At 63.9% G+C, this 26,553-nt stretch carries 26 protein-coding genes; 15 read left to right on the forward strand and 11 right to left on the reverse strand.

Going from position 1 to position 26,553, the window contains the following annotated elements; translation table 11 throughout:
* Nucleotide 1 precedes the first annotated feature (1 nt).
* From C2L64_RS05490 to C2L64_RS05505, 4 genes are all read left to right on the forward strand, one after another.
* Nucleotides 2–769 carry an amino acid ABC transporter ATP-binding protein gene (locus C2L64_RS05490; protein ID WP_090835430.1) on the forward strand — a complete coding sequence of 256 codons (768 nt, stop codon included), beginning with the start codon at nucleotides 2–4 and terminating at the stop codon, nucleotides 767–769.
* 126 nt (nucleotides 770–895) lie between these two features.
* The gene (locus tag C2L64_RS05495) at nucleotides 896–1,345 is read left to right on the forward strand and encodes a hypothetical protein (RefSeq protein ID WP_079499919.1); all 450 of its coding nucleotides are present in this window, start codon (nucleotides 896–898) and stop codon (nucleotides 1,343–1,345) included.
* Nucleotides 1,346–1,442: 97 nt separating this feature from the next.
* Nucleotides 1,443–1,673: a hypothetical protein gene (locus C2L64_RS05500; protein WP_007585520.1), complete on the forward strand. Its 231-nt coding sequence runs from the start codon at nucleotides 1,443–1,445 to the stop codon at nucleotides 1,671–1,673.
* A 501-nt stretch (nucleotides 1,674–2,174) separates the two neighbouring features.
* On the forward strand, nucleotides 2,175–4,280 hold the full coding sequence (locus C2L64_RS05505) for a YadA family autotransporter adhesin (protein ID WP_090835432.1): 2,106 nt from the start codon (nucleotides 2,175–2,177) through the stop codon (nucleotides 4,278–4,280).
* A gap of 91 nt (nucleotides 4,281–4,371) precedes the next feature.
* Here the strand turns inward: C2L64_RS05505 and C2L64_RS05510 are convergent, their stop codons facing one another.
* Nucleotides 4,372–5,685, reverse strand: coding sequence for a DUF3443 domain-containing protein (locus C2L64_RS05510; RefSeq protein WP_090835434.1), 1,314 nt, complete (start codon nucleotides 5,683–5,685; stop codon nucleotides 4,372–4,374).
* Between the two features lie 11 nt (nucleotides 5,686–5,696).
* Complete coding sequence (locus tag C2L64_RS05515; RefSeq protein ID WP_090835436.1) at nucleotides 5,697–6,176, reverse strand: DUF2844 domain-containing protein; 480 nt, start codon at nucleotides 6,174–6,176, stop codon at nucleotides 5,697–5,699.
* Between the two features lie 490 nt (nucleotides 6,177–6,666).
* Here C2L64_RS05515 and bamC point away from each other — a divergent pair, with 490 nt between their 5' ends.
* A complete protein-coding gene (bamC, locus tag C2L64_RS05520; RefSeq protein WP_086910109.1) occupies nucleotides 6,667–7,896 on the forward strand; it encodes an outer membrane protein assembly factor BamC in 1,230 nt (409 codons plus the stop codon).
* Between the two features lie 179 nt (nucleotides 7,897–8,075).
* Entirely contained in the window at nucleotides 8,076–8,261 is a 186-nt protein-coding gene (locus C2L64_RS05525; RefSeq protein ID WP_090835439.1) for a hypothetical protein, read from the forward strand.
* 421 nt (nucleotides 8,262–8,682) lie between these two features.
* On the opposite strand, the gene C2L64_RS05530 is transcribed toward C2L64_RS05525, so the two are convergent.
* The 5 genes from C2L64_RS05530 to thiC form a co-directional block, all read right to left on the reverse strand.
* Nucleotides 8,683–9,657, reverse strand: coding sequence for a DMT family transporter (locus C2L64_RS05530; RefSeq protein ID WP_079484825.1), 975 nt, complete (start codon nucleotides 9,655–9,657; stop codon nucleotides 8,683–8,685).
* Between the two features lie 138 nt (nucleotides 9,658–9,795).
* The gene (locus tag C2L64_RS05535) at nucleotides 9,796–11,394 is read right to left on the reverse strand and encodes an L-lactate permease (protein WP_090835440.1); all 1,599 of its coding nucleotides are present in this window, start codon (nucleotides 11,392–11,394) and stop codon (nucleotides 9,796–9,798) included.
* A gap of 354 nt (nucleotides 11,395–11,748) precedes the next feature.
* A complete protein-coding gene (locus C2L64_RS05540) occupies nucleotides 11,749–12,369 on the reverse strand; it encodes a hypothetical protein (protein ID WP_090835442.1) in 621 nt (206 codons plus the stop codon).
* Nucleotides 12,370–12,686: 317 nt separating this feature from the next.
* Nucleotides 12,687–12,899, reverse strand: a complete 213-nt coding sequence (locus tag C2L64_RS05545) for a glycine zipper 2TM domain-containing protein (protein WP_079484831.1) — start codon at nucleotides 12,897–12,899, stop codon at nucleotides 12,687–12,689.
* 269 nt (nucleotides 12,900–13,168) lie between these two features.
* Complete coding sequence (thiC, locus tag C2L64_RS05550; protein ID WP_090835444.1) at nucleotides 13,169–15,100, reverse strand: phosphomethylpyrimidine synthase ThiC; 1,932 nt, start codon at nucleotides 15,098–15,100, stop codon at nucleotides 13,169–13,171.
* 554 nt (nucleotides 15,101–15,654) lie between these two features.
* On the opposite strand from thiC, the gene C2L64_RS05555 reads away from it, so the two are divergent.
* Both C2L64_RS05555 and C2L64_RS05560 read left to right on the forward strand, forming a co-directional pair.
* Nucleotides 15,655–16,116: a hypothetical protein gene (locus C2L64_RS05555; protein ID WP_079484833.1), complete on the forward strand. Its 462-nt coding sequence runs from the start codon at nucleotides 15,655–15,657 to the stop codon at nucleotides 16,114–16,116.
* Nucleotides 16,117–16,462: 346 nt separating this feature from the next.
* Nucleotides 16,463–17,392: an EamA family transporter gene (locus C2L64_RS05560; protein WP_176133812.1), complete on the forward strand. Its 930-nt coding sequence runs from the start codon at nucleotides 16,463–16,465 to the stop codon at nucleotides 17,390–17,392.
* A 14-nt stretch (nucleotides 17,393–17,406) separates the two neighbouring features.
* Here the strand turns inward: C2L64_RS05560 and C2L64_RS05565 are convergent, their stop codons facing one another.
* Nucleotides 17,407–19,446: an NADPH-dependent 2,4-dienoyl-CoA reductase gene (locus C2L64_RS05565; protein WP_090835447.1), complete on the reverse strand. Its 2,040-nt coding sequence runs from the start codon at nucleotides 19,444–19,446 to the stop codon at nucleotides 17,407–17,409.
* Nucleotides 19,447–19,812: 366 nt separating this feature from the next.
* On the opposite strand from C2L64_RS05565, the gene C2L64_RS05570 reads away from it, so the two are divergent.
* Nucleotides 19,813–20,601 (forward strand): DUF4397 domain-containing protein, encoded by a 789-nt coding sequence (locus C2L64_RS05570; RefSeq protein WP_090835449.1) that lies wholly within the window; start codon nucleotides 19,813–19,815, stop codon nucleotides 20,599–20,601.
* A 215-nt stretch (nucleotides 20,602–20,816) separates the two neighbouring features.
* Here the strand turns inward: C2L64_RS05570 and C2L64_RS05575 are convergent, their stop codons facing one another.
* On the reverse strand, nucleotides 20,817–20,954 hold the full coding sequence (locus tag C2L64_RS05575; protein ID WP_007585547.1) for an entericidin A/B family lipoprotein: 138 nt from the start codon (nucleotides 20,952–20,954) through the stop codon (nucleotides 20,817–20,819).
* On the opposite strand from C2L64_RS05575, the gene C2L64_RS53070 reads away from it, so the two are divergent.
* Nucleotides 20,953–21,105, forward strand: a complete 153-nt coding sequence (locus C2L64_RS53070; protein WP_158660486.1) for a hypothetical protein — start codon at nucleotides 20,953–20,955, stop codon at nucleotides 21,103–21,105. The genes C2L64_RS05575 and C2L64_RS53070 overlap by 2 nt on opposite strands.
* A 78-nt stretch (nucleotides 21,106–21,183) precedes the next feature.
* On the opposite strand, the gene C2L64_RS05580 is transcribed toward C2L64_RS53070, so the two are convergent.
* Nucleotides 21,184–22,701, reverse strand: coding sequence for a sensor histidine kinase (locus C2L64_RS05580; RefSeq protein ID WP_090835452.1), 1,518 nt, complete (start codon nucleotides 22,699–22,701; stop codon nucleotides 21,184–21,186).
* A gap of 223 nt (nucleotides 22,702–22,924) precedes the next feature.
* Between C2L64_RS05580 and C2L64_RS05585 the strand changes: the two genes are divergently transcribed.
* From C2L64_RS05585 to C2L64_RS05605, 5 genes are all read left to right on the forward strand, one after another.
* On the forward strand, nucleotides 22,925–23,101 hold the full coding sequence (locus C2L64_RS05585; RefSeq protein WP_007585549.1) for a DUF1328 domain-containing protein: 177 nt from the start codon (nucleotides 22,925–22,927) through the stop codon (nucleotides 23,099–23,101).
* Nucleotides 23,102–23,205: 104 nt separating this feature from the next.
* The gene (locus C2L64_RS05590; protein WP_012400904.1) at nucleotides 23,206–23,367 is read left to right on the forward strand and encodes a DUF1328 domain-containing protein; all 162 of its coding nucleotides are present in this window, start codon (nucleotides 23,206–23,208) and stop codon (nucleotides 23,365–23,367) included.
* Nucleotides 23,368–23,459: 92 nt separating this feature from the next.
* Entirely contained in the window at nucleotides 23,460–24,005 is a 546-nt protein-coding gene (locus C2L64_RS05595) for a ferritin-like domain-containing protein (protein ID WP_090835454.1), read from the forward strand.
* 103 nt (nucleotides 24,006–24,108) lie between these two features.
* A complete protein-coding gene (locus C2L64_RS05600) occupies nucleotides 24,109–24,753 on the forward strand; it encodes a response regulator (RefSeq protein WP_090835456.1) in 645 nt (214 codons plus the stop codon).
* 33 nt (nucleotides 24,754–24,786) lie between these two features.
* The gene (locus C2L64_RS05605; protein ID WP_090835459.1) at nucleotides 24,787–25,218 is read left to right on the forward strand and encodes a response regulator; all 432 of its coding nucleotides are present in this window, start codon (nucleotides 24,787–24,789) and stop codon (nucleotides 25,216–25,218) included.
* Nucleotides 25,219–25,248: 30 nt separating this feature from the next.
* Here the strand turns inward: C2L64_RS05605 and C2L64_RS05610 are convergent, their stop codons facing one another.
* The gene (locus tag C2L64_RS05610) at nucleotides 25,249–26,463 is read right to left on the reverse strand and encodes an MFS transporter (protein WP_090835461.1); all 1,215 of its coding nucleotides are present in this window, start codon (nucleotides 26,461–26,463) and stop codon (nucleotides 25,249–25,251) included.
* Nucleotides 26,464–26,553: the final 90 nt, after the last annotated feature.

Raw genomic sequence — 26,553 nt, forward strand, 5'->3', positions numbered from 1 at the left:
GATGATCCGCCTCGAAAAAATCGAAAAGTATTTCGGCGATCATCGCGTGCTGAACAGCGTCGATCTCGCGCTCGCGCAAGGTAACGTGACGGCGCTGATCGGGCCGTCGGGCAGCGGCAAAAGTACGCTGCTGCGCTGCGTGAACCTGCTCGAAATTCCCGAAGCCGGCTCGCTCGAACTCGGCGACCAGCGCATTCAGTTCAGCCGCACGGAGAAGCCGTCGAAGGAAGCGGTGCTCGCGATGCGCCGCCGTACGGGTATGGTGTTCCAGAACTTCCAGCTGTTCCCGCATCGCACGGTGATCGAGAACGTGATGGAAGGGCTCCTCACCGTGCAGAAGTGGGACCGCGAACGCGCGCGGGTGCGCTCGCTCGAATTGCTGGAGAAGGTCGGCATCGCGCACAAGGCCGATGCATGGCCTGTCACGCTGTCGGGCGGTCAGCAGCAGCGCGTCGCGATTGCGCGGGCGCTTGCGCCTTCGCCGGAAGTGCTGCTGTGCGACGAGCCGACCTCCGCGCTCGATCCGGGCCTCGCCGCCGAAGTGGTCGAAGTGCTGCGCCAGCTCGCGAAGGAAGGCATGACGATGCTGATGGCGACGCACGACCTGCGGCTCGCGGCATCGATTGCGCGCAATGTCGTGTTTCTGAGCAACGGCGCGATCGTCGAGCAGGGCCGTTCGCGCGACATCTTCACGCGCCCGGCGCAGCCGGAAACCGCGAACTTCGTGTCGACGCTCACGCAAAGCCTGCCGGATAGCTGGGAAGACTGAACGCTGTCTGTCGTGCATCGTTGCAAGGGCGCCTCAGGCGCCCTTGTTTCTTTCTGGCGCCCGCGCTTCATGCTCGGGGCGGACAGCTACGCTACAATGGCCGTCGCCCCGAATGATGGAAGATCGATGAAGACCCGCACTCCTGTTATCGCCTGCTGCATGGTTGCCGCCGCTTTGTCCGCGGGCTGCGCGGCCGTGTACAAAAACACGAGCGCATGCGAGCAGACGATGCGGCAGTCGGCGAGCGAGCTTTCCGGCAGCGACACGCTGAAGGTTACGCACGCGGGTTCGGGCATTCATGGCAGCCGCGTGGTCGTCGAAGGCACGCTCGAGCATCCGCAGACGGCGTCGGAAGCCGCCGTCGCGAAGCCGCCCAACACCAATATCATCGAAGCCGGGTTGCTCGCGCCCCTCATGGCCGCGATCGCAAAGACCCAGCCGCCAACAACAGCGGTGGCCGCCGCAGCGGAGTGCACGTACGACGCGAACGGCCAGCAGAGCGCGTTCCGCTGGCTGGCGCCGGCACGCCTCGTGAAAGCCACATCGCCGGACGACGAAACGCACTCCGACGAGTGATACAGGCGGCGTTTGCGCCACACGTCGCCATGCTGCAACGCACGCACTCCTGTCATGCTAGGATTTCCGCGTGCAATGCAGATGTCAGGAGGGCAGCATGGACGGCTTCGTCAGACATCAGATTGAAGGCGCATCCGTCGATATCGACGTAGTGCCCGTCACGCCGCGCGGCTACTGCGCGCGCTTTCGCATCTTCCGCGACGCCGCCGACAAACCCGAATGGCATCAGGTCCATGTGTCGGGCAGCGTGTTCGACACCCCTGAAGAAGCCGAGGAAGCCGCACGTTCAATGGCGCTCGAACAGGTGCTGGCGGGCGGCGGCTCGTAGCGCGGCACGATTCCATTGCCATCAGGGCGCGTAGCCCGAATTCCTTCTCGCCGGTTTTCGTCCGGCCCGCTCGCGCGCTTTCGGCACGGGTTTTCCTTTGCTTATCGTCGGGTTCGCTTCGTGCGGCTTGCATGGCCGCTCGACGTGGGTCGCTCCGCTGATCGAAGAATTCCGACTTTGGGAGTTTTCTTGTATTGACGGATGAACCGTCTCCGTAGGATTTGCCTGTCGTAACCGACATCGAAGAAGTGACGGTACGTAGGAGGCATCCTTGCGGATGCGTAGGTGCAATCGTGTTTCGAATACTGTGACCATATTGGTTCGGTATGCGAAGTGAATGCGCCACGCCCCGCGCGTTGCTGCATTCTGGGGAGAGAGGTTGTAACCGTACCAAGGTTTTGGATGAGCAATTTGCAACGTGGAACAGGTGTTGGACGTGAGCCGGCTTCTTCGCCGAGTCGCCGCGCGAATGGGCGTTTCGCCCGTCGCGGGTATGCCGGCATGGCCGTCGCGATCAGTGTGGGCACGATGGCAGGGACGCCGCAGGCGGTGCGCGCTGCTTCCGTCACCGACTACATCGCGGTGAGCAACAACGTAATGACGGGCGCGCCCACCACGGCAGCGAACACCCTGAACACAATGGCCATCGGGCCGTCCGCGAATGCGTGGGGCGACAATGCGCTGGCCGTCGGAGCAGGGGCGGGCGCGGCGCGCACCGGATCGACTGCGATCGGCTCGCTGTCGGCTGCATTGGCTGTGAACTCGGCGGTGATCGGATATGGCGCGTCGACAGGCTTCAATGCGGACCGGGCGGTGTCGATCGGCTATATGGCGGCGGCGGACGGCAGTGATTCACTCGGGCTCGGTTCGTTTTCGATCGCGACGGGGCAGCGCTCGCTCGCCTTTGGCTTCAACGCCTTTACCGGTTCGAACGCGGCAGACAGTCTGGCGCTGGGATCGAACAGCCTTGTCCTCGTAGACGGCGCTGTCGCGTTGGGCGCGAACGCGAAGGCCGATCGGGCGAACACGGTGTCGGTGGGCAATGCGACGCTGCAACGCCAGATCGTCAACGTCGCAGCAGGCACGGCCAACACGGACGCGGTCAACGTCAGTCAGTTGCGGGACGCTGTGTCGTCAGGTTTGGCGGATGCCGTGACGTATGACTCGTCCGCGCATGACTCCGTCACGCTGGGCGGCGTGACAGCAAGTGCGCCCGTGCGGGTCGCCAACGTGGCCAACGGCGCAGTCGATGCTGCCAGCCACGACGCGATCAACGGTAGTCAACTGTATGGGCTGAGCGCAAGTGTCGCGTCGGCGTTAGGCGGCGGCGCGTCGGTGTCGCCCGATGGAACGGTCGTGGCGCCGACCTATCGCGTCGGCGGCAGCGTGTTTCGCAATGTTGGCGACGCACTCGGCAATCTCGATACCCGGGTCACGACCAACGCCAGCGCGATCAACGACCTCAACATCGCACTCGGCAACGTGATCAACAATGGCGTCGAACCGCACTACTTCCACGCCAGTTCGACACTTGCCGACTCGCTGGCAACAGGCGTGGAGTCGGTCGCGATCGGCGGCGGCGCGCAGGCGGCGTTTTCGAATTCGGTCGCGCTCGGTTCGAACGCGGTGGCTGATCGCGCCAATTCGGTGTCGGTGGGATCGGCGGGTAACGAGCGGCAGATCACGCATGTCGCCGCGGGTACGGCCGACACCGACGCAGTCAACGTCGCCCAGTTGAAGCAGGCGGGGCTGGTTGACGGCAATGGCCATATGGCGAGCGCGGTGGTCTATGACAACCCGGACGGCCAGGTCGATTACGCGAGCGTGACCCTCGGGCAAGGCGTGGCGGGCGGCACCGTCATTCACAATCTGGCCGATGGCGTGCTTGCTGGCGACGCCATCAACCTCAGTCAGTTGAACGACGCAATGAACCGGGTCATCAACGTGCAAACGGCGTCCACGCCATTCGTGAGCGCGAATGGAGACGCCACGACGGAAGCTGCGTCCGCGACAGGTACCCATGCTACGGCGGTAGGCGCAGCCGCGGTCGCGAATGGCGATCAGGCGACTGCGATCGGCGGCGGCGCGCAGTCCAATGCTGCCGCCGCGACGGCCGTAGGCGCACAGGCCGTCGTCAATGGCGCAAACGCTTCGGCGTTCGGCGCGGGTAGCCAGGCCACTGCCAGCGGTTCGGTTGCGCTCGGCGCGGGCTCGGTTGCGGATCGGGCGAATACCGTGTCGGTCGGTCAGGCGGGCAGCGAGCGGCAGATCGTCAATGTCGCGCCCGGCACGCATGGCACGGATGCCGTCAACCTGAACCAGTTGAATGCAGCTGTCGATCAGACTTACCAGTCGATCAACGATCTCGACCGAAGCACGCGAAAGGGCATTGCATCCGCTTCTGCCTTGCAGATCGTTACGCCCTATCTGCCCGGGCGCACGACGCTCAATGCCGGTGTCGCCGGCTATCGCGGCCAGGCGGCATTCGGGCTAGGCGTGTCGCGCTGGAACGAGAAGGGGACGATCAATCTCAATGCGGGCGTAGCGTCGTCGGGCAGCAACAGCACGATTGTGCGTGCGGGTATCGGCATCGTGCTCGGCAACTGACTGCGGTGAGCTGGCGCGGGTGTCCGTTCCTTCTGCACCCGTGCCAGACATCGCGTTACGACCGTTCATTAACCGCGCATGAGCGGCAGGTTCAAAACGCGTAAAACGGTCCCTTGCCGGCGGAAGTCAGGCGCGATTCGATCGCGGTGTAGACGCGCCTTCCGAAGAAGAACGGCAGCCCCCAGTCGAACGCGTTCGAGGGGCCGCCAAGGTTATTGAACGCATAGTTTTGGGTGGCGAACAGCGTTTGCGCGTTGGCAATCGAAAATGCCGGTGAAGCCAATGCACCGTTGGTGCCCGTCACCGTTGCCGTCAGCGATTGCGCCGACGCGGGGCACCACCAGAAACCACAACGCGCGAGCGTCGTGCTCGGGAAGAACAGGCCGTTCGAACCGCTGTCGAAAAAGCTTTGTGAATACGGTTGTCCGTTGAGGGAGGTCGTTACATAGCCACTCGTCGTGTTGGCCTTCAGCACAGTCGCGTTGCCGAGCGTGTTGTTGGCCTGCGTGCCGATGCCGAAGATCATCGATCCATTCAACGTCGCCGCGCCGTCCGGACCCACGGCGGGCAGGTCGAGTACGATGCCGTTGTTGTCGAGCGCAAACTGGCTGATGGGGTTGGCCACCTGTTGAGCAAGGGGCTGCCTGGTCGATGTGCACGAGCCCGCCGGGTCGCACGCGTAATACCAGCGAGGCAAGGCCGACGTGATACAGCCTCCGCCGCAATCGGCGGAAAACAGGCCGACGCCGAGAATGCCGTTCACGCGCAGCGCGCTGGGCGTCATCATTGGCAAGCCTGAAGCGGCGCAATCGGACGGCACCGTCGGGACGGAAGGATCGGCAATCACCTGGATCGCGATGCCGGGCGCGAGCTGGCTGGCCATGCGGACATCGGCGGAGCGTACGGCGCCCCAGGTAAAGCCCGTGCCGAATACGCTGCATTCCCCGTTGAGCGTGTTTGCCGTGCCCGCAGGCGGTGTGGCGGGCACGGCGGGCAGCTCGAGGCTCGCCGGCAATTGTGAGGCGAGCACGCGCAGGCCCTGCGAACCCGTATCGACCTGCACGTTGTCGATCGTCACGCAATTCGACGTGCCCGGCACGCATACCGTCACGCTCGTCGTGAGCATGTTGCGGGTCTGCGTGGGCGTCGACGTAACGACCACCGGATGAACGTTTGGGGTCGTCGATTGCGGCACTGTCGCGACGGGTGCGGTTGCGGGCGCGCTGGCCGATGGTGTGCTGCTGGCCGTTGCGCCAGGCGAAGCGGGTGTTGACTGGGGCGAATTGCCGGCGGCGTTCGTCGTGCTGGAACCGCCGCCACCGCATCCCGCTAATGTGACCAGTGTGGCGAGCGTAACGATCGTGGCCTGCGCAAAGCGAACTGCACCCATCAGTACCTTGTTCATGGGAAATCCCGTCAACGCAGATCGGCGAGCGAAACGTCGGCTGGAAGGGCAGCCGGAAGCCACGCCCGACCGACATAACTGCGCATCTGTCCACCCGATTCAACGATGACGTCCGGTTGCTCGACGCGGGATGCATGAAGATGTCCCGTCGCGTCGAACACTTCCGCTGCCTTCGCGCGATACCGCTCCGCATACGGGCCCAGCATTCGCGTGAGGTCCGGCATGGTCGGGCCTTGCCACGCGTAGGCGAAGATCAAACCGTCGCCAGTTGCGTACTCGTTGATGGTCGTGCCACCTGCATCGACGGTCGAACGCACCCGCACCGCGCTGCCCGGCAATACGCGCTGTGTCGGGTTGCCGGTGACCTGGGACGCGGGCATCGTGCCGCCGAGCTGGGCGCGCGCGTCGCCGGCAGCGAGTGTGTTCGCGCACAGCGCGAACACGACGGATGTAGCGATGGCGGTCGCCGGATGAGTACGGATGAATGACATGTGGCAACTCCCTCGGGCCCGTCGGGCTTGTTTTTGAGATCGTTAATTCAAGATAGCACCGGGGTTTTGAGATGAGATTTGCGACCGCAGAAACGTCACGTGCGTCTCTCAAAATGCGACACCCCGACCACGCACATTTAGTTCATGGAAATCAATGACATAGAGCAAGGCGATTGATCGTTTCCGCCGCCCAAAACACTGTGTCGGAATGTTAAATATCGAGCCGAAAACCGGTCCAAAATGCAGACTTCCCGGTTCATTGTGAGATGATGCGTGCGGTTTTTTTGCGGCGCGGGGGCGGCCGACGCGGAAGTTCGCAATTCGAACACCCGACACAGCAAGCGGACGGGTCAATCAGGCCTCGATTGAAAGCAAAATGACGCGCGGTAAGCCGCGCTTTTTGCACTTCGTGTCGCCGGGCCGGTAAAATGATGGGTTAGTCCACGGACTTGCCGTGGCTTCCGTGGCTTATAGGAAGGATTCCTGGAACATGACTGAACTTCGTCTTACCAAGCGGTTTGCAGCATTGCTGATGGCAGGCGGTCTGGTCGCCGGCTGCGGCACGTCGTCGCCGAACAAGATCGACTACAAGAGCGACTCGAAATCGAAGGAAGTGTCACTCGCTGTTCCGCCGAACATGCTCGAGGAAACCGCAGACCAGCGTTCGCTGCCGCCGCAAAGCGGTCAGACGTCGCTGTCCACGTTGCAGCAGGTGCAAAGCGATGCGCCGACCGCGGCAGTTGTCGCACCCGCCGTCAGCGGCATGCATATCCAGCGCGACGGCACGGAAAGCTGGCTCGTGCTCGACAATCAGGGCCCGGACAAGGCGTGGCCGCAAATCCGCCGTTTCTGGCAGGAACAGGGCTTTCTGCTCGTCGTTGACCAGCGCGACAAGGGCGTGATGGAGACGGACTGGAACGAAACGCATCCGTCCATCAACGACGGCCTGATCCGCAGCACGCTGTCGAAGGCGATGGGCAACTCGTACGTGACGGCCGAGCGCAACAAGTACCGCACGCGTCTGGAAGCGGCGCCGAACGGCGGCACCTATGTGTTCATCAGCCAGAAGGGCCTGCGCGAAGCGCTCAGCGGCGTGAACAACGACACGAGCAAGTGGGAACCGAAGCCGAATGATCCCGGGCTCGAAACCGAATACCTGAAGCGCCTGATGGCGACGCTCGCCAAGAACGACACGGGCACGCGTACGGCCAGCGCGACGGCACCCGCAGATGCCTCGCCCGCCGGCTCGCAAACGCCGCCGAACGCAGCGACAAGCGGCGCGAAGTCGGCAGCGGCCGCAACGGCTGCACAGAATGTCGCGCTGGCTGCGCAGCCGTCGACGCCGGATGTCAGGTCGGAGGATACGTCGGCGCAGCTCTCGTCGACGGAACTGACGCTGGGCGAGCCGTATGACCGCGCGTGGCTGCGCGTCGGTCTCGCACTCGACCGCAGCAATTTCACCGTCGACGACCGCGATCTCACGCGCGGCATCTACTTTGTCCGCTATGTCGATCCGAAGGACATGACGTCGGCTGAGCAGGGCTTCTGGAACCAGGTGTTCCACGGCCGCAAGGAAAAGGTCGCCAAGCAGTATCGCGTGAACGTGCGCGCCGTGACGCCGAACCAGACGCGTGTTGCCGTCGTCGACGACAAGGGCGACGTCGATTCGTCGCCGCAAGCGAAGCAGATCATGTCGCTGATGGTTGATCAGTTGCATTGACGCCAAAGGCCGCGCTTCAGGCGGCCAAAGACAAAAAAACCCGCGTGACGGACGTCGTCACGCGGGTTTTTTTATTGCCGACGCGTTCCGCTTCGGCGACTGCCTCTAGTGGAAGCGAAGCACACGTGCATGCGTTTTGCTCAGACGTCGATCAGGCCAACCATCGGAAGAGACCGGCCATGTTCGACGTCATACCGTACTGGATGTGGGTTGTGAGCCTGATCGTGCTCGCTGTGATGTGCGGCGCGGCGCTGTCGTTCCACCTTCGAAGTTTCGCGCAGCGCGGCGCGGACTTCACGGACTCTGCAAACTCCATCGAGCATGATCCACGCAGGCCCCGCGCTCGTGTCGCGGCCCGCGCGTAACGTGACGTTACGCCGTAACGCGCGCCACACACGGCGGCCCGCAGCGCCCTCACTTTCGATTCTCCACACCAAAGCAAGCACTTGCGTGAATAACACGCGACGCGCGTGATTGGCGCGGTAGCTGCTCTTAACTGTCCCGAGCTTGACGAAATGGGTCGAAAAGCCTGATGCGGTCTGGATTTGCGGGAAGTTTGACCGTGAACCTGCCCAGGCTTTGCGCCCGTTGCGGATCGATGTGCTTATCGCCGGATATGGACGGGCGTCTCGCAGCGTCCGTCTCAGTGGCCGCGTTGCCTATCCTCGTAGGGCGGCGGTTTCGCCCGCGCTCCATGGTTGGAGCGCGGGCCATTTTTTTTGTGCGGCCGCCGTCGCCGCCGTCGCCGCCGTTACCAGCAGGTGCAGCGAAGGGCAGACCGGCGAATCAGCAGCGCTCGCTCGCCCGGTGTCCGCCGAAGCCTGGAATGCGCTTGACTACGCCCGTCGCGAGCGCGGTGCCGATGAGAATCACCGCGCAGCCCTCGATCATGCCCATCGACACGTGCTCGCCGAGAAACATCGCACCCCACAGGATGCCGAAGATGGGGATCACGAACGTCACGGTGATCGCACGCGCGGGACCGGCGACGGCGATCAGATGGAAGAACAGCATATAGGCGATGCCCGTGCACGCGACGCCCAGTGCGATCACCGAGCCCCATGCCTTCACGGACGGCGCGACCGCGGGCCACGTCGCCACGGCCAGCGGCAATACCACGATCGTCGCGCCGATCATCGTGCCCGTCGCGACCGTGAGCGCGTCGACGCCCGTCAGATGCTTCTTCGTATAGCTGGCGGCGATGCCGTACAGTAGCGTCGCGCCGAGCGCGGCGGCCGCCGCGAGCGCCGTCGTCGCGGGCGAGATGTTGGTGCCGCTCGGCGTGGCGATCTGATCCCAGACGAGCATCAGCACGCCCGCGAAACCGATCGCGAGACCGATAGTACGCAGCACGCTCAGACGGTCCTTGAGCCACACGAAGGCGACGACTGCACCCCACAGCGGCGTCGTCGCGTTGATCACGGAGGTGACGCCCGCCGACAGCGTGATCTCCGCATACGCGAACAGACAGAACGGCGCGGCAGAATTGAGAATGCCGACCACGAGCAACGGCAGCGCGCGCGTGCGCAACGTCGCCGCCGACTCGCGCAACGGGCGCCGCGCGACGAGCACGACCAGCAGAAACAGCGCGCCGATGCCGACACGCAGCGCCATCAGCGGCGCGACTCCGAAGTCGCTCACGCCGACGCGGATGAACAGGAACGACGCGCCCCAGAGGGCCGCGAGGATGAGAAGCTGGAGGATGTTGACTGGATTCATCGTGAAGGTATCGCGCGCAGTTGAGTCGCGATGCGTACGCATGCTAACACCGGGATTACGCGCGTCGTTTCACGATGGGATGAAACAGCAAGAATCGACAATTCGCCCGTCAGGATTGGCGCTATCAGGCGGGCGCGCGGGCGCGAAGCGTGTCGCGCCCGCTCTGGCAACGATCAGGCGTCAATGCGGAATCATCCATTGCAGCACGTTCTGCTGCAGCCACACGAGAATGCCGAGCAGGACGGTCAGCAGGATCGAATGCTTGAAAGTCTTCGCGAACACGAAGCCTTCCTTGCCTTTGAGATTAGTCGTCGCGACGCCTGTGGAAATGTTTTGCGGCGAGATCATCTTGCCCATCACGCCGCCCGACGAGTTGGTCGCGGCCATCAGTACCGGGTTCAGGTTCAGTTGATTCGCTGCGACCACCTGCAGATTGCCGAACAGCGCGTTGCCCGACGTATCGCTGCCCGACAGGAACACGGCGACCCAACCGAGGAACGCCGACACCAGCGGGAAGAACGCGCCCACGGACGCCACGCCGAGACCCAGCGTGTAGTTCATGCCCGAATAGTTCATCAGGTATGCGAGGCCCACGATGGTCGCCACCGTCAGGATGGCGATGCGCGTCTGCACCCACGTATCGGCGATCGCGCGGCCGAAGTCACCGGGTTTCAGCTTGACGACGAACGCCGTGATGAGCGCCGCGACGAGAATCGCGGTGCCTGTCGCGAGCGGCTGGAAGTCCCAGATCGCGCCATACGGCGCGTTGTACAGCGTGATGAAGACAGCCTTGTCGAGACCCGGCCACGGCACTTTCACGTCGCCGATCATGAAGATCTTCGAGATCGTCCAGATGATCACGACAGCCGACACGATCAGCCACGGATACCAGCCCTGCGCGCCCGTGATCTTGCCGCGCGTCTCGTTCACGCGATCGACGTTGATGGCGAAGGCGGGATCGGCGGCGGGGCGCCAGACGCGCAGGAAGGCAATTGTCAGGATCAGCGAAACTAGCGACGACAGCACGTCCGTCAGGCTGTAGTTGATGAAGTTCGACGTGACGAACTGCGTCAGCGCGAAGCTGCCGCCCGACACCAGCAGCACGGGCCACACCCGCAGCATGTTGCGAAAGCCCGCGTACACGCCGATCACGTAGAACGGCAGCGCCAACGCGAAGAACGGCAACTGGCGGCCGACCATTTTGGCGAGCGCGTCGGTGGGCAGGTGCGTGACTGCGCCGAGCACCGTAATCGGCACACCCAGCGCGCCGAACGCGACGGGCGCCGTGTTGAAGATCAGGGTGAAGGTTAGCGCTTCGAGTGGCGGGAAGCCCAGCAGGATCAGCAGCGAACTGGTGATCGCGATCGGCGTGCCGAAGCCCGAAATGCCTTCGAACAGCGCGCCGAACGAAAAGCCGATCACGACGAGCACGATGCGCCGGTCGTTCGGCAGATTGTCGATCATCCACATGCGGAAGGCGGCGAAGCGGCCCGAGTACTGCGCGATGTTGTAGAGCAGGATCGCCGTGACGACGATCCACATCACGGGCCAGCAGGCGAACACCGCGCCCGCCGCGACGGAATCGAGCGCGAGGCCGACGGGAAAGTGCCAGCCGACGATCGCAATCAGCAACCCGACGACGAGACCGGCCAGCGACGCCTGCCACGCCGGGCGACGCGCCCAGCCGAGCAACACGAGCACGACGAAAATGGGCAATGCAGCAACGAGAAACGATGGCAACAGCGAATTGCCGATAGGAGTCAGAAACTGGTGGAACATCACGTCTCCATCATTGTTTTTCGATTCGACGCGAGGACTGCACCGACGCGGCGAAGCGGCAGGGCTGGACGGATGAAAGCGGCGTAGCGCGGAGTGGGGAAAGCTGGGGAACGCGCGACGTCGGATCACGCAATTAAACAGATGTTGCACAGGCAACCGCCAGCATAGAGCGCTGGCGATTCCAGTCAAGCAGGGAAAACGAAGAAGGTTGTTGCGGGAATAGAAGTGGGTGCTGAATCGTAGCGTGGGCTTTCGTTGGCGCTTCGTTGGCGCTTCGTTGGTGTTTCGTTAGCGTTCGTTGGTGTCCGCGGAACGGGGCGCGCGTGCTTCGACGCGTGCCGCATTCGATACGGCTCAGTGCGAGCGCCCGTGGCCGCCGCCTGCCCAGCTGTTACCGCCGCCACCCCAGCCGCCATGTCCGCCGCCCCAGCCAGCATGGCCACCATTCCAGTTGCCGTGGCCGCCGCCCCAGGAACCGTGTCCGTTGCCGCCCCAGTAGCCATGGCCGCCCCAATAGCCGTGATGCCCCCAGTAGCCGTAGTGGCCGCCGCAGCATCCGCCCCAGTAGCCGAAGCTCAGCGAGATCGACGGTCCCCACCAGCCGGGCCAGCCGTAGTAGGGGTAACCGTACGGATAGACGGGATACGCAACAGGGTAATACGCAGGCGCGGCGGCGTAAGCGACAGTGGGGTCGTAGGCGGGTCCGGCCGGATAGGACGCGCTGTCGCCAGGCATAGCGAATTGCGCCTGAGCGGAGGCTTGTGCGGGACCGCTGGCTGGATAGCCAGGTCCGATGGGCATCTCTTGCTGCGTTGCCGCCGTCGGCACGGTGGGGTAAGCGGGGTAGCCGGGATAGTACCCGTAGCCGGGATAGTAGCCGTACGGGCCATAGTAGTAGCAGCCGGACAGCACGCCCGACATTGCCAGCGCTGCAACGGCGCTGGCGGCGCGCATCGTTGCATCGAGCGGTTTCATGACGTGCTCCTCATAATCTCGCGGCGCGCATTTCGCGCGCGTTATCTATGGAGCTTACGTCAGCGTTTCAACGCGCACGTCACAAAGTGGTAACGGGGTATTTCATGCACGATCAGTGAAAGGACATGTCCGGCGCGTACGTGCGCGCCGGACTTTGCCCATCTCCCTTCGGCTTTGAATTTCCGCGACTGCAACCTCGCCGGCGCGGGATTCGAAGCCGTTTGCCTGCATCGCCTTCGACGGCGATTTGTCGTATTTCATGTTGCGCGCGAATCGCTTGATGAGAGCGCTCGCACTTCAGTCAATGGCTCGCTACGTCACTTGCCGACCTGATTGCCGATCACGCCGCCGACGGCCGCGCCACCCAGCGTCGACAGCGCGTTGCCGCCGATCGCCGCGCCCGCTGCGCCGCCCACGCCCGCGCCGATTGCCGTATCGCGCTGCCGCGTGGTCATGCCGTCGCATGCGGAGAGACTTGCCACCACGGCTATGACCGTAGCCAGCGCACCGATTCGATGGAAGGTTTTCATGATTGCGTCTCCCTGATGTTCGTATCGACGGGACTCGCAAATCGCGGTCCTGATCTGGTGATTCGATGGTATCGCCGCGTGCCGTTTCTGTTTGTATGGGCTTGTCAGTAAAGTGTCGGTTTGGTAATCAAATGTTTCGACGCGTCGAACAATCACGGCATGACGTAAAAAGCACATGCAAACGCGACGCGATGCGGTAAAAACGCGCGCAAAAAAGCCCGCCTCGACTGCAGGCGGGCTTCGCATTTAGAAGCGTGGTTGGATCACATTCACTGCCGCTGATAAATCTCCGCGCCGTTCTTGATGAACTCGACGGCCTTCACTTCCATGCCTTTCTTCAGCGCGTCGGTGTCGCTCATGCCTTCCTTCGCCGCGTAGTCGCGCACGTCCTGCGTGATCTTCATCGAGCAAAAGTGCGGGCCGCACATCGAACAGAAGTGTGCGACCTTCGCCGAGTCCTTCGGCAAGGTTTCGTCGTGGAACTCGCGCGCCTTGTCGGGATCGAGGCCGATATTGAACTGGTCTTCCCAGCGGAACTCGAAGCGCGCCTTGCTCAACGCGTTATCGCGCACCTGCGCGCCCGGATGGCCCTTCGCCAGATCGGCCGCGTGGGCGGCGAGCTTGTACGTGATGATGCCCGTCTTCACGTCGTCCTTGTTCGGCAGACCCAGGTGCTCCTTCGGCGTCACGTAGCAGAGCATCGCCGTGCCGAACCAGCCGATCATCGCCGCGCCGATGCCCGACGTGATGTGGTCGTAGCCGGGCGCGATGTCCGTCGTCAGCGGTCCGAGCGTGTAGAAGGGCGCCTCGTCGCACCATTCCAGCTGCAGGTCCATGTTCTCCTTGATGAGCTGCATCGGCACATGGCCCGGACCTTCGATCATCACCTGCACGTCGTGCTTCCACGCGATCTGCGTGAGTTCGCCGAGCGTCTTCAGTTCGCCCAGCTGCGCTTCGTCGTTCGCGTCGTAGATCGAACCGGGGCGCAGGCCGTCGCCGAGCGAGAAGCTCACGTCGTAGGCCTTCATGATTTCGCAGATGTCTTCGAAGTGCTCGTACAGGAAGCTTTCCTTGTGATGCGCGAGACACCATTTCGCCATGATCGAGCCGCCGCGCGACACGATGCCCGTCATCCGGTTAGCGGTGAGCGGCACGTACTGCAGGCGCACGCCCGCATGGATCGTGAAGTAGTCGACGCCCTGTTCGGCCTGTTCAATGAGCGTGTCGCGGAAGATTTCCCACGTCAGGTCCTCGGCTTTGCCGTTGACCTTTTCGAGTGCCTGATAGATCGGCACCGTGCCGATCGGCACGGGCGAATTGCGGATGATCCATTCACGCGTCTCATGAATGTGCTTGCCCGTCGACAGATCCATCACCGTGTCGCCGCCCCAGCGGATCGCCCACGTCATCTTGTCGACCTCCTCGCCGATCGACGACGTCACGGCCGAATTGCCGATGTTCGCGTTGACCTTCACGAGGAAGTTGCGGCCGATGATCATCGGCTCGCTTTCCGGGTGATTGATGTTCGCCGGGATGATCGCGCGGCCGCGCGCGATTTCCTCGCGCACGAATTCGGGCGTGATTTCCGTCAGTCCGTTCGGGCCGAACGCGCTGGCGCCGAACGCCTGGCCGGGATGCTGGCGGCCCATCATCGCGGCGAGCTTTTCGCCCGTCGGGCCGCTCGTCTTCAGGCTCTCCAGATACTCGGCGCGGCGCTGGTTCTCGCGAATCGCGATGTATTCCATTTCCGGCGTGATGATCCCTTGCCTCGCGTAGTGCATCTGCGAGACGTTCTTGCCGGGCTGCGCGCGGCGCGGCGTGCGATGCAGGCCGGGAAAACGCAGTTGCGCGGTGGCGGGATCGGCGGCGCGCTCGCGGCCGTAATCGCTCGACAGACCGTCCAGCGATTCCGTGTCGCCGCGTGCTTCGATCCAACCCTGACGCAGCGCGGGCAGGCCCGCGCGAATGTCGATTTTCGCGTCGGGATCGGTGTACGGGCCGGATGTGTCGTACACGTAGATGGGCGGATTCTTCTCGCCGCCGAAGCCCGTCGGCGTATCCGATTGCGTGATTTCACGCATCGGCACGCGGATATCGGGCTGCGAGCCGGTCACGTAGACCTTGCGCGAGTTCGGCAGCGGCGCGACGGCGGCTTCGTCGACGTGCGCGTCCGCGGAAATGAATTTTGGGTTGGCGTTCATGCGTCTCTCCATGCAAATGTGGGGCGTTACAGCTACGCAGGAGAACGAGACGAAGGGGAAGTGGACCGGGTTCGCGCGAGGAGGGTGAAACGGTGCGGCAGGTGAAGCGGCGAGCCCGAACGCTTCCCTGCGCTGGCATTATCCAGATCAGGTTCAAAGGGTATTTCTCACCCACGCCGTGCGGTGCCCGGTGTCTTTCAGGCGACGCACAACGCAGGACCCCCGCGTTAGCAGCGCACACGATAACCTGGCCGGGCCGGGTTTGGCAACTTGTCTTGAAATTGGCGGAATGCGCGGGCGCCTCGCGCGATTTGCGCGTGCCATGGCCGGCGGGAAAGCCGCGCTACATCGGGCTTTCTTGCGATCGCATCGCTGGCGTGCGGCTCGCGCCCCACTCAGGCTGTTATCTCATCAATGCTGGGGAGAAAGGTTTTTTGTCCCCGGGCAAACATTCACCGGCTCTATTCAAGTTTGCCCGAGCCGAGCCGATACACCCCTCGAGGCAGATGATTGATCAGTCAGCCTAAACAAAATCAGTTTGAAAGGATCGTGCAATGAAAATATCGAGTCGGGCGCTCGGGGCGGTAGCCGCAAGTGTCGTCGCGGCAGCGCTGTGGTCGCCGATGGCGCTTGCAGCAGCGTCGTTTGGGCCGGGAGGGACCATCACGTTCAAGGGGACGATCGTCGCGCCGCCGTACGATATCGCGAGTTACGTTTTGGACAATTATCAAGGATTCCATACTGAAAAATTGGGCGTGAAGCATGAATCGACGATCGATGTGACGTTCACGCCCGCACCGGATACCTCGCCGGCAGCGCATATCGCGGTGCTCATCAATACGGACGCGGGCGTCGCCGCACCGCATACGCTGAAGACGCGGTTCACCGACAACGCGAATCGCGTCACGCTGGCAGCGCGCGCGCAGTACAGCGTGGGCCACGCGGGCGGCACGCTGTCGATCGTGGGCGGCGCGCCAACGGAACGTGCCGTGACGGTGCTGGTGAGCTACGACTGACTGTGGCGAATCCGGGCGGGCGGCGCGCGATTCCTGCCCGCGCTCGACGTTTCATCCCGCTTACAACGAAAGTTACGATTCTCTTGCCGGAGGATTGCCCAGATATTGCATAATGCTCGGCGGCGCGAGCGATTCGCGCCCGTTGGCTGCTGTTGTTGCATTCTGCATCGCGTAGGCCATCAATTCGCACCATTGACCTGGTGCCTCCCTTGCCGTTCGACATCCGCTCTACTGCTATGCCCGCCCGCTTTGCCCTTCCTGCCGCGTCGCCGATGCGGCGCCTGCCGTCCCGTTCGTGGGTGTTCAGCGGGGCCGCGGCGCAATCGCCGGCACGGGCGGGCTGAACGTGGCGCTGAATTTTCCTGACCGTTTCCCGTTTCGCCTTCCGCAATCCCATGGCGGACAGATCGCGCTTGCGCTCGGCGTCGTCTATATCGTCTGGGGCTCGACCTATCTGGCCGTGCACGTCGCGCTCGGCTCGTTTCCGCCGCTGCTGATGTCGGGGCTGCGCAATTTCTTCGCGGGTGTCGGACTGTTCATCTTCGCGATGCGCCGCAAACCTACGTGGCCGCCCCTCACGGAAATCCGCAATGCCGGGATGGTTGGCACGATGCTCGTTGGACTGTCGAGCGGGATGCTCGCGTACGGGATGCGCACCGTCGGCACGGGCACAGCGGCCGTGATGGTCGCGACCGTGCCGCTTTTCGCCACGGTCATCGCGGCGATCGCCGGACGCAAGATCGGCAGGGGTGAATGGTTCGCGGTCGGTCTGGGGCTGGTCGGCATCGGGATTCTCAGTCACGGCGACCAGAGCTCGGGCTCGGCGGGCGGCAGTCTCGCCATTCTGTGCGGCGCGCTGTTCTGGGCGGGCGGCGCGCATCTGGCGTCGCGCCTCAAGCTGCCATCGGACCTGTTTCTGTCGACGTCGCTGCAGATCGGCCTCGGCGGCGCGATGTCGACGCTGGTCGCGTGGGTCTCGGGCGAGCGGATGATGGACATTCACTTTCTGCCCGTCGTCGCGTTCCTGTATCTGATGCTGATCGGCACGATGGCCGCGTATGTCGCGTACGGTTTTCTGATCCGGCACACGAGCCCGATCATCGCCAGCAGCTGCATGTACGTGAACCCGGTGGTCGCGGTCGCGCTGGGCGCGCTGCTGCTCGGCGAGCCGGTGACGCGCGCGACGGTCGTCGCGACGGGCGTGATTCTGGCGAGCGTCGGGCTGTCGTTCTGGTTCGATTACCGGCGGCGTGGCTTGAAAGACGCTAGTGCATAAAGCTACAACGGCGGCTACAAGCGCGCGGCAAGCTCAGCGCCTTCGCGGATCGCGCGTTTCGCGTCGAGTTCCGTCGCCACCGACGCTCCGCCGATCACATGAAAGCGCGGCCCATCCGCAGCGGATGAGTGGGGTGTAGCAGGGTAGAGATCGCGCAACGACTCCTGTCCCGCGCACACCACAATCGTATCGACATCGAGCCACTGCTCGCTGCCCTCACGCTCGATCAGCATCCCGCGCTCCGTGATCTGCCGATACGTCACGCCATCGAGCATCCGCACCTGGTTGCGCGCGAGCGCCGCGCGATGCACCCATCCCGACGTCTTGCCGAGGCCCGCGCCGAGCTTGCCGGCCTTGCGCTGCAGCAGCCAGATCTCGCGCACGGGCACGCAGGCACGCGGCGCACTGAGGCCACCGCGCCCGCTGACGGACAGATCGACGCCCCAATCGTCCGCCCAACTTTCGCGCGATAACGGCAGCGGCTCGTCCGCTGGATGCAGCAGGAATTCGCTGACGTCGAAGCCGATGCCGCCCGCGCCGATCACGGCGACGCGCCGCCCGACCTCCGCGCCGCGCAACACGTCGACATACGACAGCACATTCGGCCCGTCGATACCGGCAATCGCAGGGCGGCGCGGCACGATGCCCGTGGCGACGATCACGTCGTCGAACGCGGAGGCCGCCAGCAGCGCCGCATCGACGCGCGTGCCCAGGCGCACGTCGACGCCGTGCCTGCGCAACTGGCTGCCGAAATAGCGGATCGTCTCGCTGAACTCTTCCTTGCCGGGCACGCGCATCGCGAGATTGAACTGGCCGCCGATGGTTGCAGCCGCATCGAACAGCGTCACGCGATGACCGCGCGCGGCCGCCACGGTCGCCGCCGACAATCCCGCCGGTCCCGCGCCGACCACGGCCACGGCGCGCGGCGGCTGATGCGAAGCGAGCGGGCGGTAGACGAGTTCCGTCTCGCGCCCCGCGCGCGGGTTGACGAGACACGTCGCGCGTTTATTCTGAAACGTGTGATCGAGACACGCCTGGTTGCACGCGATGCAGGTGTTGATTTCATCCGCGCGACCTTCGGCTGCTTTCACGACGAACTCGGGGTCGGCGAGCAGCGGCCGCGCCATCGACACCAGATCGCCCGCGCCTTGCGCAAGCAGGTCTTCGGCGACCTCCGGCGTATTGATGCGGTTCGAGACGATCACGGGCACGCCGACGGCCGCCTTCAGACGCGCCGCCAACGGCGCGAACGCGGCGCGCGGCACGGACGTGACGATGGTCGGCACGCGCGCCTCATGCCAGCCGACGCCCGTGTTGAAGATCGTGACGCCCGCCGCTTCGAGCGCTGTCGCGATCTGCACGGTTTCATCCCACGTATTGCCGCCTTCGACGAGATCGATCAGCGACAACCGGTACACGACGATAAACCGCTCGCCGCACGCCGCGCGCACGGCCTGCACGACTTCGCGCGCGAGGCGCTTCCGGTTCTCGAGACTGCCGCCGTAGGCATCGTCGCGCCGGTTCGTGCGCGGACACAGAAACTGGTTCAGCAGATAACCTTCGCTGCCCATGATCTCGACGCCGTCGTAGCCGGCGCGTTGCGCGAGCCGCGCGCAACGGGCGTACGCGCGCACGGTTCGCGCGATGCCGGCCAGTGTCAGCGCGCGTGGCCTGAACATCGAGATGGGCGACTTCAGCGCCGACGCCGACACGACCAGTGGCTGATAACCGTAGCGCCCCGCATGCAGGATCTGCAGCGCGATCTTGCCGCCTTCTTCGTGGACGGCTCTCGTCAGCTTGCGGTGATTGTGCAGATCGAAGACCGAGTTCAGCGTGCCGCCGAACGGCAGCAGCCAGCCTTCGCGATTCGGCGAGATGCCGCCCGTGATGATGAGGCCCGCGCCGCCTCTGGCGCGCTCGCGAAAGTACGCGGCGAGCTTCGGGTAATGCCAGAAGCGGTCCTCCATGCCCGTATGCATTGAACCCATCACGACGCGGTTGCGCAGGCGCGTGAAGCCCAGATCGAGTTCGGACAAGAGCCGCGGGTAAGACATGCAAGGGACCATGTAAAGTTGGGACGCGCTCGAACGATACACGCGCGCCTCTCGTAAAACCTCCGAGGGAAAATTCTAATCGCCTCCAACCCCGGAATCTGAAGGTCGATTTTATTCGCCTGCCGTTGGCAATGACCATCGCGGCACGGCGATTGCTGTCCGCAATCGTCCAATCGATGCGGGCAAGTCGATCCTCAAAGCGCTGGCCGACCTCGCGGACATATGAAAGGCGCGTCGCCATGTTGGACGCGCAGTCGCGGCCGTGCGGCGGACAACGACACATAACGTCGACGAAGAACGGACGCGACTGCGCAGGCGGCAAGCCGCAGATCAACGGGCTCGAGCCCAATCAGGGAGAGGTGGCAAATGAAGGTTATCAGGACCATGGTGGCGCTCATCGGAGCGGCCGCGCTAGTGTCGGCGTGCGGCGGAAGTTCGAACGACGTCGGCAAAGAACTCGGGTTGCAGAATCCGTTGATCCATTTTGTGCACGCTATTCCAAGCGGCCCAGCCGTCGACTTCCTCGTCAACGGCGGCGCGTTGCAGAAGAACATCTCGTACAAGAACGTGACGAACTTCGCCAACATCAACACGGGACAGACTTCGGTTGCGTATGCGGCGACGGGGACCACGACGGCGTTAGCGAGCGGCACCTTCCCCGATGTCGCGAAGGGCCACGAGTATACGGTGATCGCGGTGCCGGGCTCGTCGGGCGCTGACATCGGTCTGATCGACGATCCGTTCGACAAGGGGCTGTTGTCGAACAGCGCGCGCGTGCGGGGTTTCAATGCGTCGCTGAACGCATCGAATCTCGACCTGTATCTGGTGCCAGCGAACAACACGAACATCACGAGCGCCAGTCCGACGCTGGCAGGCGTGTCCTTCAAGAACGCGGTGCCCGCGAGCGGCCAGGACTCGGTCTACGTATCGGGTGGCACGTATGTGCTGATCGCGACGACGGCGGGCAGCAAGACGCCGATCTTCCAGTCGAGTTCGTTCGATCTAGCGAACAACGCCGACTGGCTCGTGACGTCGGTGCCGATCGGCGGCGTACTCAGCCAGTTGCTGCCGAACCAGATCCACCTGCTCGTCGCGCAGGGCGGCAACACCACGCAACCGGCGCTTGAATTGACCAATACGTTGAACGGCCAATAAACAACGACGACATGGCCTGATGACGATGCGGTAGCAGGGGGGACGGCACGGCGGTTCATGCGAATGGGCCGCCGTTCTGTTTTGCGCGCTTGCTCGTGACGTTCCTGGAGTTCGCAAAGCGCAGGCGTAAAAAAGCCGCCGCGTGGTACGCGGCGGCGAGTGGTATCGGATGAACCGGGGATGAATCGAATCGAATCGACCGGGCGCGTGCGTTATCAGTCGGAGTGCTTCTCGGCCGAATTGGTGATCGCGTTGCCGCCCTTGGAGATGTCCTGGCCGGCGCCGGCCATCGTATTGCAGGCGGCCAGCAGTGTCGTGCCCGCGAGCAGCAGGAGTGCGATGAGTCGTGTCATGAGTTTTCTCCCTATCTGGAATAGTCAGGAATCTTCGACGTATGCTTCGATCGATTCGCGCGCGCCCGTCTGGTCAGTGTTGCATTCGACATCGCCCGGCGTGCGCGCCCTGTCGTCCGACCGGGGCGTCGCGCCAGCCGATCCGGTCTGATTCCATGGTAAGAGACGCATGGCCGCGATGCTGTCAGAGGCGCCACGATTTTTGTGTCGGCGCAATCCTACGCGGACATCAAAGGCGTTCGACGGGCGCGTGGCCTTGGGCGCTGGTGTCGTCCGGAACGCGCCTCGGTGCTTCCTCAACAATCTGATCGACGCCCGGACTGTCTTCCCTGGCCACGCCGACGGTCGGCACGGGCAGCACGACGCGTATGTCGGTGCCGTGCAGTTCGCCGCGCCGGATGTCGAAGCGTCCGCCGCGCGCGGCCACGCGCTGGCGCATGCCCATCAGCCCATGCGTATGCGTGCGCGTCAGGTCGGCGGGCATGATACCGACGCCGTTGTCGGCGATATGCAGCGACACCTCGCCATGGCCCGCGCCCAGATCGATCGTGACCTGCGTCGCGCGTGCGTACTTCGCTGCGTTGGTCAGCGACTCCTGCGCGACGCGAAAGAGCGCGATCTCGGTCTGCTCGTCGAGTTGCAATTCGTCGTCGGGCAGGTGCAGGTCAAGCGCCCAGCCATTGCGCTGCGCGGCTTCGTCGGCGAGCGTGCGCAGCGCGGTGACGAGGCCGAAGTTCGCGAGCACCGTCGGCCGCATGTCCTCGATGATGCGACGCTTGAGCGCGATGCCCTGATCGAGCGTCTCGAGCGCGCGCGTCAGTTTCTCGGCGATTGTGGGATCGGTGTCCTGAAGCTTGCGCCGCGCCCACGCGACGTCCATCTTGCTCGCCGTGAGAATCGCACCGAGTTCGTCGTGCAGTTCGCGCGCCAGCTGGGTCTTTTCGTTTTCGCTGACGGCCTGCAAGTGCCAGCCGAGCGCTTCGAGTTGCCGCGTGCGCTCGTTGACCAGTTGATCGAGTTCTTCCTGCTGCGTGATCAATTGCTTTTGCGCGCGCGCCTGGCTGTCGAGCTGAAGGCCGAGGTTGCGGAACAGCAGAATGAACAACACGATATTGAGCGCGGACAGGCCCGCCGCGACGAATGTGGAGACGCGCTGGTCGGCGCGGCTCGCGTCGAGCGCGCGCTGCGCGCGGCGCTCTTCGTTGTCGCGCAGTAACGACAGCGTGCTCGTCACGAGCGACGCATCGACGTTGCTGTTCGCCGCTGCGCCGCCGCATGCGGCGAGATCGAGTGGATGCGGCGCAGCCTGTTGCAGCGCATGCGCGCCGCTGCCGATGCGCACGCCGATCAGCGCGGCGATCTGCGTAAAGCTGGACAGTTCCGCGCTGTCGGCGGCGCGTTTGAAGTACGTGTCGAGCGAACGGATGCCGCGGCGGATGTCGGCGGCGCGCGCGCAATAGCTGCGCGCGTCGGCATCGTCCCTCGTCAGAAGAAAGCGGCTTTCATGCGATTGCAACAGAGCGAGTTGTCCGGCGAGGTCGCTGAGCTGCACGCTCGCGTTGCGTGCTTCAAGCGCCGCTTCGTATTCCGACGCGATGCGTTGCCGCGCCGTTTCCAGAATGACGAGACCCCCGCACGTGATGACGATCGCAACCGTCATCGCGATGGCCCAGCTGCGCTGATGCATCCAGTCCGTCAGCCTGGTGGTGAGTCCCGCTTCCGCGCCGTCTGACACTGCCGTCTCCATGCGATGAAGTCATCGACAGTGTAGCGTCGCGCGGCGCGTTTGCGTTCGCGCGCGCTTCGCACGGGCCGCCAGAAGCCTCGCCGAAAGCGGATGTCGGCGGATTCCCACATGAAAAACAGCCCGCGCCCGAATGCGGGTACGCAACGTGCTCCGTACGATGAGTGGCAGGCATCCATAGCCACCATCAGCCGATTAGCCACATCAAGCCAGGGAGGTTGCCATCATGCTCAAGTGGGCGTTGTTCTTCGCCGTGATTGCCGTGATCGCGGGGCTGCTCGGATTCACAGGCGTCGCGGCAGGTGCGGCGGCTATCGCGAAGTTCCTGTTCGTGGTGTTCCTGATCCTGTGCGTCGTGTTCCTCGTGCTCGGCTTCGTCATCACGAAGAAGATCGTCGATTAACGAAGCCGCGGAGGCAACTCAGGCAACTCAGGATAAAAGATAAAGCGCGGGCCGCTTGAATGGGTCCGCCGCCGTTCATCGCTTAAACAGGAAGGAGCGTTGTCATGCTGCATTACGCACTCGTGTTCTTCGTGATCGCGATCATCGCCGCTGTGTTCGGCTTCACCGGCATTGCCGCCGGCGCCGCCGAAATAGCGAAGATTCTGTTCTACATCTTCCTGGTGGTGTTCGTCGTCACGCTGCTGCTTGGCGTGTTCCGAACCTAGCGCAAGCCCGCATGGCGCACGCTGCGCCGCCGTATATGACAGACGACGGCCGCGTGCGCGTTTCCCACAATACCGGAACAAGGAGTCAGTCAATGTCGAACGCAACGAAAGGCGAATTCGTGATGGACCTCAAGCGCATTCGTGAACAGGCCCGCAAGGATATGGACGATGGTCCCGTCACGCAGACCTATGGCGCGGACCGCGAGACCGTGCTCAAGCTGCTCAACGGCGCGCTCGCGACGGAACTCGTCTGCGTGCTGCGCTACAAGCGCCACTACTTCATGGCGAAGGGCATCAATTCGGAAGCTGTCGCGCAGGAGTTTCTCGAGCACGCGAACGAAGAGCAGGGCCATGCCGACACGCTCGCCGCGCGCATCGTGCAACTGGGCGGCGAGCCGGACTTCGCGCCGGACAACCTGTCAAAGCGCTCGCACTCGGAATACAAGGAGGGCAAGAACCTGACCGACATGATTCGCGAGAACCTGGTCGCGGAGCGCATTGCGATCGATACCTACCGCGAGATCATCCGCTATCTAGGTGACGGCGACGTCACGACGCGCCGGATGTTCGAAGAGATTCTGGCTGTCGAGGAAGAGCACGCGGACGATATGGCCGATCTGCTGTCGGGTCGCGAGTGAGGGCAAAGGGCCGCTGGGCGCGAATGCGATGGGCGGTGCGCGCTGCGCGCCCGCCTTTGCACGCCATAAAGCAAATGCACATGTACTGCGGTAAACCACATCCATGATTCGAGTGCTGATAGCGGACGATCACGCGATCGTCCGGGGCGGATTCAGACAGTTCGTCGCTGACGAGCCGGACATGTGCGTCGCGGCGGAAGCCTCGACAGGCGACGAGACGATCCGCCTCGTGCGCGAGCAGCCGGACAGCGAGCCTTTCGATGTCGTGCTGCTCGATATCGCGATGCCCGACAAGAACGGCATCGACACGTTGCGCGTGATCCGGCAGATGCGGCCCGGGCAGGGCGTGCTGATCCTGTCGGCCTATCCGGAGAGCCAGTACGCAATCAACCTGCTGCGCGCCGGTGCGAACGGCTATCTGAACAAGGACTGCGAGCCCGACGAGATCGTGCGCGCAATCCGCTCGGTCGCGCGCGGGCATCGCTATCTGTCGGAAGCCGTTGCCGATACGCTCGCAAACAGTCTCGACAAGCCTGCTGCGACGCATCCGCATGAACAGCTGTCGGAGCGCGAGTTCCAGATCTTCTGCAAGCTCGCGTCAGGGCAGATTCCGACCGACATCGCCGGCGAACTGCATCTGTCGGTGAAAACGGTCAGCACGTATCGCGCGCGCGTGCTGGAAAAGATGCACATGACGAACAACGCGGACATGACGTACTACGCGATCAAGAACGGCCTGATCGAATGAACCTGTGATCCCCGCGAGCATGGAACGCAACCGATGAACGCCGACTCCCTCACTGCTCACACCGATTCCGGCCGCGCGCCGTTGCGTGTGCTGCTGATCGAGGATTCGCCGCTGATCCGGCGCAGCATCGTCGAAGCGATCGATGCATCAGGCGTGATGCAGGTGGCCGCGCAGGCCGAGTCCGCCGACGAGGCGATCGCGCTGCTGGATGGCGAAGCGTTCGACGCCGTGATCGTCGATCTGCAATTGAAGGGCGGATCGAGTGTGCCTGTGCTTGCGTATATGCAGAAGGAAGGGCTGATCGAATCGACGTTCGCCGCCGTGTTGACCAATCATGCGCTGCCCGCGTACCGCGATCGGTGCCAGCAATACGGCGTGCGGCATTTCTACGACAAGTCGTTCGAGTTCGATCGCGTGATCGACGCGCTGCATGACTATGCGCAGGGGCGGCTGGAAGAACGATAGCTGTTTCGGCGCGGCGACATCAGTTCGCGATCACTCCGTCGCGCCGGAAGCCGCCAGCGGCTCAGGACGCCCACGCAGGTGATTGAGGCCGGCTAGCGCGGTAAACAGCAGACCGGCGATACTCACGCCGACCCAACCGAACAGCGGCCACACGAACGCGCCCACGCCCGACCCGACCGCGCCACCGATGAAATAGCAGACCATGAACACCGTGTTCACGCGGCTGCGCGCTTCGGGCTTCAGCGCATAGATGCGCGACTGGTTGGAGATCTGCGCGGCCTGCACCCCGACGTCGAGCACGATCACGCCGATCACGAGGCCAATGAGGCTCGTGCCCGACAACGCGAACACGACGAAAGACAGCGCCGCCAGCGCGATCGACAGCGAGACGATTGCGCGCGGCCCGCGCTTGTCAGCGAACTTGCCCGCGAGCGGCGCGGCCATCGCGCCCGCTGCGCCGACGATACCGAACAGACCCGCCGCCTGCGGCCCATAGTGGAACGGCGCGCCCGCCAGCAACAGCGCGAGCGTCGACCAGAACAGGCTGAACGCGGCGAACAGCGCGGCGCCCGTCATTGACGCTTCGCGCAGGCCGCGCAGTTCGACGGTGAGATGCCACATCGAGCCGAGCAGCTGTCCGTAGGCAAGCGTCGAGGTCGGCTTGCTGCGCGGCAGCCTCGCGATGATGACGGCGGCAAGCACCAGCAGCGCAGCGATCGATGCGCCGAATACCGCGCGCCAGCCAAGGTACTGGCCGACGAAGCCGGCTGCCGTGCGCGCGAGCAGAATGCCGAGCAGCAGCCCGCTCATCACCGTGCCGACGGCATGGCCGCGTTGCGACGGCGGCGCGAGTTCGGCGGCGAACGGCACGGCCTGCTGCGCGATTGTCGCGAGAATGCCGATCGCGAGACTCGCGACCACGAGCACTGACAGATTTGGCGCGGCGGCCGCGAACAGCAGCGCGATGCACAGGGCGGCGATCTGCAGCAGGATCAGCCTGCGACGGTCGAAGCGGTCGCCGAGCGGCGCGAGCAGCAGCATGCCTGCCGCGTAGCCGAGCTGGGTCATGGTCGGGACCACGCCGATCCACGATGCGCTTTGCGGAAACGACAGACGGAAGTCGTCGAGCAGCGGCTGGTTGTAGTAGATGTTCGCGACGGAGACGCCCGCGATCGTCGCGAGCAGTAGCAGAAGGCCGCTCAGCGATCGGTCAGTTGCGGTGTGGTCGGAGGCGGGCGTGGACATGATGCGGCGGCCGGCGTGGCGCCGGCGGCAGAGAGTCGAGCGTGCCGATGATACCGGAGTGGGGCGGATTGTGCTGGATGGCACGCCCGG

Origin of the sequence: Paraburkholderia hospita, assembly GCF_002902965.1 — a bacterium.
In the GTDB taxonomy this organism is placed as follows: Bacteria; Pseudomonadota; Gammaproteobacteria; order Burkholderiales; family Burkholderiaceae; genus Paraburkholderia; species Paraburkholderia hospita.